Source organism: Streptomyces sp. BR1 (genome assembly GCF_052373795.1).
Taxonomy (GTDB): domain Bacteria; phylum Actinomycetota; class Actinomycetes; order Streptomycetales; family Streptomycetaceae; genus Streptomyces.
The window spans coordinates 1,030,561-1,042,379 of sequence record NZ_CM126252.1; the positions used below are offsets into that span (position 1 = coordinate 1,030,561).

Here is an 11,819-nt window from a genome sequence, read left to right on the forward strand (position 1 = left end):
GCTCCCAGGCACCCGGCCGCGTCGGCCGGATTCCGGCACCCGCTTCGATCGGCTGAGGACGTACAGGCTCCCTGATATTGTTCTCATGCACGAGTGGCCGGTGGAATCCCCAGGTCAGACGGGCATCGGGACGTGGCGCAGCTTGGTAGCGCACTTGACTGGGGGTCAAGGGGTCGCAGGTTCAAATCCTGTCGTCCCGACTTGCATCTATGCAGGTCGAGGGCCGTATCGGAAAGCATCTGATACGGCCCTAAGATCGTTTGGGGCCAGCTGGGGACCGGGGTGGTCAGCGCGGGTCGGACGGCGGCCTGTTCCTGGGCCTGAGTTGACTGTTCTTCTGCCCGGTGAGCGCAGTGAGGTCGATGACCGCCCACAGGCACGTCCCGTCGGGAGCATGGTTGGTGAGCAGGCCGCGACCGCGGGAGGGCACTTGGTAATCTCTTGACCTGGTTGTCCTAGAGTCGGGAGTTGCCTGTGTGGACGACGGGGGAGGCTGTGCGTGGGTGACGACGGCAAGGTGCTGGACATCAAGACGGCTGATCTGAAGCTGTCGGCGCCGGTCTTCCACGAGCAGGCGAAGAATCTGAGTACGGCGCTGACGAATCTGGTGACGGCGCTGGATGGGTTCGGCAAACCCTGGGGCGGCGACGAGCAGGGCGAGAAGTTCGGCGACGCCTACGAGCCGCAGCAGAGGGCGATCGAGAGGGCGGCGGGCATTCTGATCCTCGGTCTGACCAGCATCCACGAGGCGATGGTCGACATGTCGGACGGGCATGTGGACAACGACGAGTTGATCGCCGGGATGTTCGCCAAGGTGAAGACGCACGCTGACGGAGCGGCCGACGGGTCCGGGGACCAGGGCGCCAAGTGAGCCTTGAGGGCAAGGCCAAGAAGATCCTGCTGAAGCTGGGCATGTGGTGGCCGGAGGCCAACTCGGGCACGCTGCGGCACGCCGCCGGGGCCTGGCGGACCTTCGCCGATGCGGTCGACGACGTCCGCGCTCCGGTCAACAACACGGCGGCCTCGCTCATCCACAACAACAAGGGTGAGGCGATCGAGACCTTCACCACCTTCTGGGAGCGGTACGCCAAGGGCAAGGACGCGGGCTGGCTGAGCGACCTGTCGAAGTCGGCGCGGAAGATGGCTGAGGCCCTCGACAAGTTCGCGGACGCGGTCGATGACGCGATCAACAAGCTGTGGACGCAGATCGGGATCGACGCGGCGGTGATCGCGGGCGGTATCGCCCTGGCCTTCTTCACCGCCGGTCTGGCCTCCGGTGCGGCGGTGGCGGCGGCAGACGCGATCATCGAGCTGGGGGCCACGCTGGGTGTCGCGGTCTCCACCACGGTGGCGGAGATCGCGGCGGGCACGTTGGTGGCGGCGGCGTTCGGCGGAATCGAGTCGGTCACCGTCGACCTGGCCGTGGCCCAGCCACTGAAGATCGCCACCGGCCTCCAGAAGGGCCTCAGCCTCGACGAGATCAGCCAGGCCGCCAAGGACGGCATGATCTACGGCGGGGCGCTGGGCGCCGGCAGCGGCGTGCTGAAGGCCGGAGCCGAGGGCGCATTCACCAACCCCACTCCCTTCATGCTGCGCCCGCCCTCGCTCCGCCCCGACCTGGTGGAACTCGGCCCGGCCGCCCGCAACGCCGAACGCACCCCGTGCGTAGGCGAGCCCATCGACGTGGCGACCGGCGCGATGCTGATGTCGCAGACCGACGTGACGCTGCCCGCCTCCCTGCCGCTCGTCTTCGAACGCACCCATCTCTCCTCCTACCGGGGAGGGGTGTGCTTCGGCCCGACGTGGATCTCCACCCTGGACGAGTGCGTCCAGATCGACGGCGAGGGCGTGGTCTTCGCGGGCGCGGACGGCATGCGCCTGGTCTACCCGGTGCCGACGCCCGGGGAGCCGGTGCTGCCGGTCAAGGGCGCACGCTGGCCACTGGAGTGGGACGGCAAGCCGGACGGGGCCATGACCGTCACCGACCCGGCCACCGGGGTCGTACGCACGTTCAGCACCCCTATTCCCTCGGGCCGGCTCGGCATCTTCCACCTGCCGCTGGACAGCCTCCACGACCGCAACGGCGCCCGCGTCGACATCGAGCGCAACGCAGCGGGCATCCCCGAGGGCATCCGCCACTGCGGCGGCTACTACCTCGCCGTCGACACCCACGGCCCCCGCATCACCGCGCTCCGGCTCCTCGAAGAGGCCCCCTCGCGCTATTCCGGTGAACGCCCGGCCGAGGACGCGGGCACGGTCGTGATGCGCTACGGCTACGACGAATCCGGAAACCTCACCGAAGTCATCGACTCCAGCGGCGAACCCCTGCGCTTCGCCTACGACGAGCAGGGCCGGGTCACCAAGTGGACCGACCGCAACGGCACCTGGTTCTCCTACGTCTACGATCCGCTGGGCCGGGTGATACGCACCGAGGGCATCGGAGGCACCCTCTCCGGCACGCTCGCCTACGACGACGCGGCTCGCACCACGACGTACACCGACTCCCTGGGCCGCGTCTCCACCCACCGCTACAACACCGAGGGCCTGGTCGTCGAGGAGACCGACCCGCTCGGCCACATCACCCGCACCCAGTGGGACGAACACGGCGACAGGCCGCTCACGACCACCGACCCGCTGGGGCGGACCACCCGCTATCACTACAACCGGGACGGACATCTCACCGCAGTCGTGTTGCCGGACGGGGCGCGGGTCGAAGCCGAGTACAACAGGCTCGGCCAGATCACCCTGGTCATGGAACCGGGCGGAGCGGCATGGCGCCACGCCTATGACGAACGGGGGAATCTCCTCAGTACAGTTGACCCAATCGGTGCCGAAACCCAGTACCGCTACAACGACTCGGGGCACCTGCGCTCGATCACCGATCCTCTGGGCCAGGTCCGCACCGTCACGACGAATCCGGCCGGACTGCCCGTGGCGCTCACCGACGAACTCGGGCACTCCACTATGGTGCGCCGTGACGCCTTCGGCCGCATCAGCGAGGCGGTGGATCCACTCGGCCGCACCACCCGCATGGGATGGACCACCGAGAACAAGCCCGCCTGGCGGGAGCACGCCGACGGTACACGGGAGACCTGGACCTGGGACGGCGAGGGAAACCCGCTCACCCACACCGACCAGGCGGGCAACATCACCCGCCACACCGCCACCCACTTCGGCGTCCCCGCCACCCGAACCGACCCCGACGGCACGACGTACACCTTCGCCTACGACACCGAGCTGCGCCTGACCCAGGTCACCAACCCGCAGAGCCTGACCTGGAGTTATAGCTACGACGAAGCCGGACGGCTCATCTCGGAGACCGATTTCGACGGCCGAACCCTGACTTACGCGCATGACGCGGCGGGCTCCCTGATACGGCGCACGAACGGTGCCGGCGAGACCCTGCGCTATACCCGCGACCTTCTGGGCCGCATCACCGAGCAGCGCACGGACGCGGACGACGTCTCGACCTTCACCTACGGCCCGGCGGGTCGGATCATCCAGGCGGTCAGCGCCGACACCGAGGTCATCGTCGAACGGGACGCACTCGGTCGCGTCCTCGCGGAATCCGTCAACGGCCGCACGACCGCGTACGAACACGACCTGCTGGGACGGCGAACCAAGCGCACCACCCCATCCGGTCTGACCTCGGAATGGACCTTCGACCCCGCAGGCCGCGGCGTCGAACTACGCTCCAGTGCCGGAACGCTCGCCTTCACCCACGACGCAGCGGGGCGTGAGACCCAGCGCCGCCTCGGCAACACCGTCACCCTCGCCCAGACCTGGGATGCCACCGACCATCTGGCAACTCAGTCCCTGACCGCCCGTCACCCGGCAGGGGCCGACCACCTCCTCCAGCACCGGACCTACACCTACCGCGCCGACGGCTACCTCACCGAGATCCGCGAACTCACCTCCGGCACAAGAGAGTTCGACCTGAACTCGCTGGGTCGGGTCACGGGTGTGCGCGCCCACGGCTGGACCGAGACCTACGCCTACGACGTGGCGGGCAACCTCACCCACGCGACCGCCCCCGCCCACGAGGCCGCCGGTGACCGCGAATTCGAGGGCACCCTCATCCGCCGGGCCGGCCGTACGACGTACGAACACGACACGCAAGGTCGACTTGTCCGCAAGACCCGCAAACTCCTCAACGGGCAGCGGCACACCTGGACCTACGCCTGGAATGCCGAGGACCGGCTCGTCGAGGCGGTCACGCCGGACGGTGACCGCTGGCGGTACACGTACGACCCTCTGGGCCGCCGCACCGCCAAGTACCGAGTGGCCGGCGACGGCGCGGTGACCGACCGTACCGACTTCACCTGGGACGACACCCGCCTCGCCGAACAGACCACCCCCGACGGACAAGCCACTACCTGGGACTACACCCCAGGCACCCACCGCCTCCTCGCCCAGACCGACCACCACCCCCTCGTCCGGGACCCGGGCGGCTCCCTCCTGTCCAAACTGGCCGAAGGCACCACCGCCGACTACGCCACCCGCTTCCACGCCGTCATCACCGACCCCGTCGGCACACCCACCGAACTGGTCTCGTGCGACGGCGACGTGGTGTGGCAGCACCGCACCACCCTGTGGGGCACCCGCTTCCCCACCACGTTGGGCGCCACAGCCCTCGACTGTCCCCTCCGCTTCCCCGGCCAGTACGCCGACCCCGAAACCGGCCTGAACTACAACCACCACCGCTACTACGACCCCGAAACCGCCCGATACCTCTCACCGGACCCGCTCGGCCTCGCCCCGGATCCCAACCCGGTGGCGTACGTCCGCAACCCGTTCACGGGATCGGACCCGCTGGGGCTGTACGACTGCACCAAGGTGAACAAGGTCATCGACCAGTCCATCGAGCGCGCGGGGGCCGGGCGCCGCAGGACCGCGAGTGGATACCACGGGCACCTCACACCGGAACGCGAACTGGAGATCCTCAAGAGTCCAGATGGCGTATACATATCGAGCGGTGGCGCCGAGCGGCTCATCTTCCACCAGGGCGAGGACATCGTCGTGATGGAGAGCAAGGGCGGCAAGGCCGGAAACGTCATTACGAGTTACGGACCGTCCGGCCCCAAGAACGACAGCGGCGCCGCCGCGTGGGGCGGGTCACCGACCGACCCCGGACCGCCCGTCACACGCGAGCAGATCGTCAACGGAGGCATCCCCACTCCCAAGGGCGGCTCCCTGCCTCCGGCGACACAGCTTCGATAAGGAACCACCATGCGACTCGATCTGGCAGCGGACTTCGCCGTCACCCTCACCGACCGACCCCTGACCCACGCCCCCCGCTATTCCCTCTCGGGCGCATACGTCACTGCATCTCCGCACACCGACCAACCCAGCCACGAGGTGCTCCTGTCCGAGACATTCGGGAGCGTCGACTGGCTGTGGTCCGGCGACGACGAATTCCGCTTCGACAAACGCGACCGCTCACTCAGAGGCTGCACGCTCACAGTTCCCGAGGAGGCACTCGCGGGCTGGGATCCGCATGCCTGGACCGACGTCCCCCCCACCGCCGGGAGCATGACGGCCTTTACCCAGGCCAACTTCGACGCGCAGCCCACGTCGGTGAGGTGGGTGAGCGAATCCGGCGACCACCTGGTGTGCGCCCACCGCAGGTCGCCCGCTCCAGTACACGGCATCCTGCGCCTGCGCATCGCACCGGATCTGGACCTCGTCTTCACGGACCGCGCTTACGCGGGCTGGATTCTGAACCGCCCGGCCGACCACCTCGTACGCGAATGGGAACCCGCCCCCCCGACCCCGGCACCGGCCAGCACGGCATCCGTGCTGCACAACTACCTGACCACGGTCATCGAACCCAAGATCGACAGAATGCAGGACGGCGACCCCGCCCTCCTCACAGAACTGGACACCCTCCTCGCCCACATCGCCGCCCTCCCCGCAGACCCCAGACGAGACGTACTGCACGACCAAGTGATCGACCTCCGCGAGAACTGGTACGGCGACAGCTGAACGGCGCAAGGCCCAGGTCTTCCTGCCTCACCGGCGAGCACGAGCCTGTGTCAGAGCCGCGCTATGTCCCCCCACCAATTCGAGCGGCTCATCTCCGACCTGGTGGCCCGCGAAGGACTGGACGTCAACCAGCGGCGCGGCGGGCCTCACGACGGGGGCGTCGACGTCATCGCCACGACGCCCGGCGGGGACAAGCTGGCCGTCCAATGCAAGCACACCACGAAAGAAACGCCCGTGGGAATCTCGGCAGTCCGCGAACTGAACGGCATCACCGGCCCCGTATACCACGCTGACATCGCGATCCTGGTCACCAACAGCACCTTCAGCAAACCCTCCGCGAAGTTCGCGCAGCAACAGAACATCATCCTGCTCAGCCGGTGGGTGCTCGTGCGCTGGGCCACCTGGGGCGAACCCCTGCTCGACATCCTCGAACTCGAAGAAACCGCTGGGCTGGCAGCATGACCACGCCGCGCGACGCTCTGCGGAGTCTCTATACCTGGGGTCGTACGGGTACGGGCCGGACGACGAGGCGGAAGACCTCCCGGGCAACGTAGCGTTTCAGGCAGCGAATGACCTCGCGCCGGGTCTTCCCTTCCGCCACACGCCGCTCGTAATACGCCTGGGTGCGCGGGTCCCAGCGCAGCCGGGTCAGCACGATCCGGTGCAGAGCGGCATTCGCCTGCCGGTCGCCACCTCGGTTGAGCCGGCGATGGCATCTGCTCCCCGAGGAATACTCCACAGGACTTGCCCCGCACAATGCGGCGAAGGACGCTTCACTGCGCAGGCGTTCTGGGTTGTCCCCCATGGTGATCAACAGAACGGCGGCGCTGTGCGGCCCGACCCCCGCCGTGGCGAGCAACTCGGGGTAATGCCGCTCGATCAACTCCGCGAGGCGCCGTTCCAGTTCCCGGGCCTGCACGGTGAGCTGCTCGATGCGCTCAGCCAACGTGCGCACTGTGAACCTCGTAGCCCGCAGTACAGGATCGCCACCCGTGTCACCGTCGCTGAGCCTTATGCACGCATGGATCAGTGCTCGACGACTCAGTCCTGCCAGCTCTTCCCGCAGTGCCGGCTCGGCGGTGACCAAGACGGCTTTGATCTGATTGGTAGCCTGCCTACAGGCTTTGACGGCGGAGTTCCGGGCCACGTTGTACATGCGGGCAATCTCCACCGGGCCGTTCCCTGCTTTCACACGAGATGACGCGCGGCCACTGAGCACGGAACGGGCGGCAGCCTGTGCGTCGCCCTGATCAGACTTACTTCGTCGACGACGAGCTGAACGGCCCGGTCCAGGGACCTCGATCACGTCGATTCCCTGCGACAGCAGATACCGGGACAGGGCCGCCCCATAACTGCCCGACCCCTCCACCCCGGCACGCCGAACAACACCCAATCGGGCTGCCCACTGGAGAAGTTGGCGATATCCGAGCGCGGTGGCCGCGAAGCCCTGTACAGCGACGGTCTTCCCCGTCAGAGAAATCACGGCGGCTACATGGGCATCCCGGTGCGTGTCGACACCAAGAATCACCTCGTCCGCATCCGCAGGACCGTTGTCGGAGACAGTGCTCGCACCGATCGTTCCTCCACCCCCGCCGATAGTTACACGTCAGCGTCGCCGCTGGCCCGGAGGAGCGGTCGCCAGTGAGACAGTGCGCATTCCTCACGCAAGGCAGTGCTCTAGACACACTCCCCCGGGACAGTCTCGTGCCCACTGCCCTGCGCCGGTGATCGACGTAGGATGGTTAGGACACTGCGGTCAGAAATGTCAGGAGCCAGGCCCCGGTTAACGGCAGTATTGCTGCCATTCTTCCCGGCACCCAGCGCCAGCACACCGCTACTTCTGCACCAGTGAACCCCCTCGGAAGCACAACCCCACCCCGCGCGACCTGTGATCTGCATCGAGCCTCCGTCAACTTGAAATTGCAGGTCAAAGGGCTGGTGTGTGACCGGTTCTCGAGATGCTCACGCTGGTCGTCGGCGGCTGTCTGCGGAGTAGATCATCTGGCGGAGTTGTCTCGGGGGTGGATCAAGCGTCGGGACAATTTGTTGAGCGTTGGAGGTAGTGATCGGGCAGGGTGGACGGATGCCTGAGTCGTTTTTGCCCGGAGGTTTTGTCAATGCGGTTGTTCGTGTCGGGGAGACGGTGCGCCGTCCAGCCTCGGTTCGCACGAAGTTCGTGGGTGATCTTCTGAGGTTGCTTGAAGCCAGTGGCTGGAATGGTGCTCCGCGGTATCTCGGTGTGGACGACGAGGGCCGTGAGGTCCTCAGTTACCTCGATGGCCATGTGGCATGGGAGCCGCAACAACCTGCTGTTGTGTCATCGGACGAGAGTCTGGTGACGGTCGCCCGGCTCGTGCGTGAGTTCCACGACCTGACGGCCGGCACCCCGCTGGCCGGAGACCAAGAGGTCGTATGTCACAACGATCTGTCGCCCAAGAACACCGTCTATCGCCAGTCCAGTGGCGAGCTTCGCCCGGCGGCATTCATCGACTGGGACCTTGCTGCGCCGGGCGCGCGGATCCACGACATCGCTCATGTCTGCTGGCAGTACCTCGATCTGGGCCCTTCGGTCACCGACGTCGAGGAGGCAGCCCGGCGCATGAGGCTGATCGTTGACAGCTACGTGCTGTTGGACCGGCAACGTCTCGTGTCTACGATTTTGTGGTGGCAGGACCGGTGCTGGCGGGGCATCAAGACCCAGGCCGATGCGGGTGACGTCGCCATGGCCCGGCTCCGGGACGCAGGGGCGGTGACGCAAGTTCAGACGGCCTATCAGTGGGTTTCCGATCATCGGGCTGCATTGGAACGCTCAGTGCGGTGAGCGTGTGGGCAACGGCCGCAGCCGGTTCGCTGATTCCATCCCGTGGCAGTCGGACGGCCTTCTGCGATCCGACGGATGCTGGATCCCGAACTCCTGGAACGGATCACCGCGCGCCGTGCGGAACTGGACGAACTCGAAGAACAGCTGGCCAAACAGCTGGCGGAGGTGCGGGCCGAGCGCGACGAACTCGCCGTCGCCGAACGTGTCCTTGACCGGGTGAGCGAGCAGCTTGCCGCCGAACGCGCCTCAGCCGCGCCGGCGCCCGGGCAGGTGTGCGGCCGGGCGGTGATGCTGATCCCGCACCGCACGCCGGATGTGGAAGAGACCATGCTCCCGCCGGACTACCAGCGCATCCTTGCCGCCGTGCGGCAGGCCGCCGGGCCGGTCATGGCCCGCCAGGTCGGCGAGGTGCTGGGAGTCGACGTCACCGTGCGGGCCAGGCTGGAACCGCTGCGAGGGAGGCAGGTCAGACTCGTTGATCGCGGCTGGCTGCGCAAACTGCCCGACGGCCGCTTCACCACCCGCCTGTGACCGGGGACGCCATCGCCCGGAGTGCTGCGCCACGGGCGTAACCACGGTGCCCCCGGCGGCCGTTGGAATTGTGTGACGAAAACCAAAGAACGCGCCGAGGGCACCTGCCCGCTTGTCTACCAGTGCCGTCTACCGCTGTCCACGCGGACCGTCAACCACCTCGCCGGTCTGCTGCGTCGCCATCTGAAGGCGATACGGTCCAGGTGGCGGGTCCTGCCGCCCGGGAAGATCGCGGTGATCGTCCTGGCCGTGCTGCGGCACGATCAGCGCCTGGCCGACATGGCCGGCGGCAACAATGTCTCCGAGTCCACCGTCCGCCGATGGCGCGACGAGCTGATCGCCCTGCTCGCCGCGCAGGCACCGCGCCTGGACCGCGTCCTGAAGAAGGTTGCCAAGCAGGGCGGGGAGGTGGTCCTGATCGACGGCACCCTCATCCCCACTCAGCGCCGCACCGGCAAGGCCAACCGGCGGAACTACTCCGGCAAACACCACCATCACGGCCTGCACTTCCTCGCTCTCACCGACGAGAAAGGCCGCCTGATCTGGATATCCGCCGCCCGGCCCGGCCGCACCCACGACATCACCGCCGCCCGCCACGACCACATCCTGACCCACCTGCGCGCCGCCGGCCTCGGCGCCCTCGCGGACCTCGGATTCCGCGGCCTGGACAACGACGTACGCGACCCCGTGATCGTCACCGGCTTCCACGCCAGCCGTACCCACAAGCTCACACCCGGCCAGAAGACCGCCAACCGCGTCCTCGCCGTCGGACGGGCACCGGTCGAGCACGGCTTCGCCCACCTCAAGGACTGGCGGACCCTCACCAAGCTCCGCACCGACCCCGCCCACGCGACCCGCCTCCTGCGCGCCCTGCTCGTTCTGACGAACCTCGAAGTCAACCGCTGACAGACGATCTACTCCGCAGACAGCCGCCTACGACCAGCGTGAGCAACCCGAGAACCGGTCACACCAGCCCTTTGACCTGCGACTTCAAGTTGGCGGAGGCTCATCGGTGCGCAACCGCGCGCCCGCGCGCATCGCAAGCCCCAGCCGCCACGATGCGCCCCGAGACTTCTTCTGCCCAACCGCCCCGTTCGGGCTTCATCCCGGCCGTCCCCGAACACAGGAACCCCGACCGGCAGCGGCGGGACAACGGGACGAATCGACATCACGCACGCAGAACGGGAGCGGTGGCTCGCAGGCCCAGGAAGAGTGCAGGCGGCTGGCCGCCGTACTGGCGACCCACCCATGGCTGCCCTCGACCCACGACCCGCTCAGTGCCCGGGCTGTCTTCGCCGCCGCGCACAAAGCTCAGGTCACGGAACCCGCCAACGCGACGTATCAGCCCTAAAAGAGCTCGCCTTGTCCAGGCTTCTCGGCGTACGGGAACACCCGGGTCTTCTTGGTGACACGGCGTGGCTCTGTGGCGACGACCTTGCCATCCCGCATCTTCTCGATGAGCGAGATGACCTGCGCGGGACGGTAAACCGTCTCGAGCAGCGTGTACTGCTGAAGGTCCTCGACCATCCGCCCACCGGGCCTGCGAGCAATGAACTCCAATAGCATTCGCCGCAGTGGATCCGTGTTGGGCTCAAACTCCAGGTTCAGGGCCTGCTGTTGCACGTCCCTGGGATCTCGGTACTGAACGCCGTATGCGGGATCGACACTCCACATGGCGTCCTTCATCTTCTCTACGCCCAGCGCGTGACAAGTTCCGTAGAGGAGGTAGAGCGGGTGCCCGCCTTCATCCACCATCTCGAAGTACAGGGTGTGGGTGAATCCAGCGCGTTTGATCGACTCGCGGTACCGGTCACGCAGGTATGCGAACTTGTGCACCGCAGCTTGCGTGAACACGCCATGCCAGTCGGTGCCACCGAACGCGGCGTCACCCGCGGCCCGATGACCGTCGTTCTTCTCAGCGAAGCGGGTGAGGAAGTTCGGGACGAAGGTCAGCATCACCTCGGTCCGCTGGAACTGGGCCAGCTGCTGCAACAGAGAGAAGGGAATGTCCGGGCCACCGTAACTATCCAGCAGCACGAAGAGCGGCTTACCGAGGTGCCCACCTGCCCGAAGTCCGTCAAGGAGCGCGGGGTGGCAGGTTCCGGTGTGAAGCTCAGTCTGCATGCGGGCGCTGATCTCATCCGGAGTACGCTCGCGCGCGAGCACCAGCTGACGCTGCAGTTTCTCCACCCGACGGGCGTCCTCTTCCACGAGGACCATACGGGCCCGTTTGGGGCGTTGCTGCAGGGCCTCCACGAAGACCCGGTGAGCGACGACGGGAGACCCAGGTTCGCCACCTTCATAGACCCCGGGGCCGGCAAAGCCCTCCGCGTAGGTGACGCTGTCGTGGTGGGTCAGCAGTATGCGCGCCCACGGCTGCAGGTACTTCTTCAGCAGGTCGTGCTTGGCTGCCGTATGCGGGTCTCGTGGCCAGACGACAGCTCTCGGTACAGCCATGTTCCCTCCCCGTTGCGGAAACCGC

General features: G+C 67.1%; 9 protein-coding genes and 1 tRNA gene. 8 read left to right on the forward strand and 2 right to left on the reverse strand.

What is annotated here, in order from left to right:
- The first annotated feature begins 126 nt into the window (after positions 1-126).
- The 5 genes from ACT1U9_RS04700 to ACT1U9_RS04720 all read left to right on the forward strand — a co-directional run bounded on the left by ACT1U9_RS04700 (position 127) and on the right by ACT1U9_RS04720 (position 6,447).
- Positions 127-200: transfer RNA gene (locus tag ACT1U9_RS04700), tRNA-Pro, on the forward strand.
- 299 nt (positions 201-499) lie between these two features.
- Positions 500-871, forward strand: a complete 372-nt coding sequence (locus ACT1U9_RS04705) for a hypothetical protein (protein WP_444537104.1) — start codon at positions 500-502, stop codon at positions 869-871.
- The gene (locus ACT1U9_RS04710; RefSeq protein ID WP_444537105.1) at positions 868-5,220 is read left to right on the forward strand and encodes a DUF6531 domain-containing protein; all 4,353 of its coding nucleotides are present in this window, start codon (positions 868-870) and stop codon (positions 5,218-5,220) included. The genes ACT1U9_RS04705 and ACT1U9_RS04710 overlap by 4 nt, the downstream gene beginning before the upstream one ends.
- Positions 5,221-5,229: 9 nt before the next feature.
- Positions 5,230-5,985, forward strand: a complete 756-nt coding sequence (locus ACT1U9_RS04715; RefSeq protein ID WP_444537106.1) for a hypothetical protein — start codon at positions 5,230-5,232, stop codon at positions 5,983-5,985.
- A 63-nt stretch (positions 5,986-6,048) separates the two neighbouring features.
- Positions 6,049-6,447 carry a restriction endonuclease gene (locus ACT1U9_RS04720; protein ID WP_444537107.1) on the forward strand — a complete coding sequence of 133 codons (399 nt, stop codon included), beginning with the start codon at positions 6,049-6,051 and terminating at the stop codon, positions 6,445-6,447.
- 28 nt (positions 6,448-6,475) lie between these two features.
- Here the strand turns inward: ACT1U9_RS04720 and ACT1U9_RS04725 are convergent, their stop codons facing one another.
- Entirely contained in the window at positions 6,476-7,561 is a 1,086-nt protein-coding gene (locus tag ACT1U9_RS04725) for an IS110 family transposase (RefSeq protein WP_444539007.1), read from the reverse strand.
- Between the two features lie 507 nt (positions 7,562-8,068).
- On the opposite strand from ACT1U9_RS04725, the gene ACT1U9_RS04730 reads away from it, so the two are divergent.
- From ACT1U9_RS04730 to ACT1U9_RS04740, 3 genes are all read left to right on the forward strand, one after another.
- A complete protein-coding gene (locus ACT1U9_RS04730; protein WP_444537108.1) occupies positions 8,069-8,806 on the forward strand; it encodes a phosphotransferase in 738 nt (245 codons plus the stop codon).
- A gap of 75 nt (positions 8,807-8,881) precedes the next feature.
- Positions 8,882-9,337, forward strand: a complete 456-nt coding sequence (locus ACT1U9_RS04735) for a hypothetical protein (protein ID WP_444537109.1) — start codon at positions 8,882-8,884, stop codon at positions 9,335-9,337.
- Between the two features lie 72 nt (positions 9,338-9,409).
- Positions 9,410-10,243: a transposase family protein gene (locus tag ACT1U9_RS04740; RefSeq protein ID WP_444537110.1), complete on the forward strand. Its 834-nt coding sequence runs from the start codon at positions 9,410-9,412 to the stop codon at positions 10,241-10,243.
- 441 nt (positions 10,244-10,684) lie between these two features.
- On the opposite strand, the gene ACT1U9_RS04745 is transcribed toward ACT1U9_RS04740, so the two are convergent.
- A complete protein-coding gene (locus tag ACT1U9_RS04745) occupies positions 10,685-11,794 on the reverse strand; it encodes a three-Cys-motif partner protein TcmP (RefSeq protein WP_444537111.1) in 1,110 nt (369 codons plus the stop codon).
- Positions 11,795-11,819 lie beyond the last annotated feature (25 nt).

Bases quoted from the DNA above. Each gene is read 5' to 3' on its own strand.
- ACT1U9_RS04715 (WP_444537106.1), top strand. From the start codon at position 5,230: ATGCGACTCGATCTGGCAGCGGACTTCGCCGTCACCCTCACCGACCGA.
- ACT1U9_RS04720 (WP_444537107.1), top strand. From the start codon at position 6,049: ATGTCCCCCCACCAATTCGAGCGGCTCATCTCCGACCTGGTGGCCCGC.
- ACT1U9_RS04735 (WP_444537109.1), top strand. From the start codon at position 8,882: ATGCTGGATCCCGAACTCCTGGAACGGATCACCGCGCGCCGTGCGGAA.
- ACT1U9_RS04745 (WP_444537111.1), bottom strand. From the start codon at position 11,794: ATGGCTGTACCGAGAGCTGTCGTCTGGCCACGAGACCCGCATACGGCA.
- ACT1U9_RS04730 (WP_444537108.1), top strand. From the start codon at position 8,069: ATGCCTGAGTCGTTTTTGCCCGGAGGTTTTGTCAATGCGGTTGTTCGT.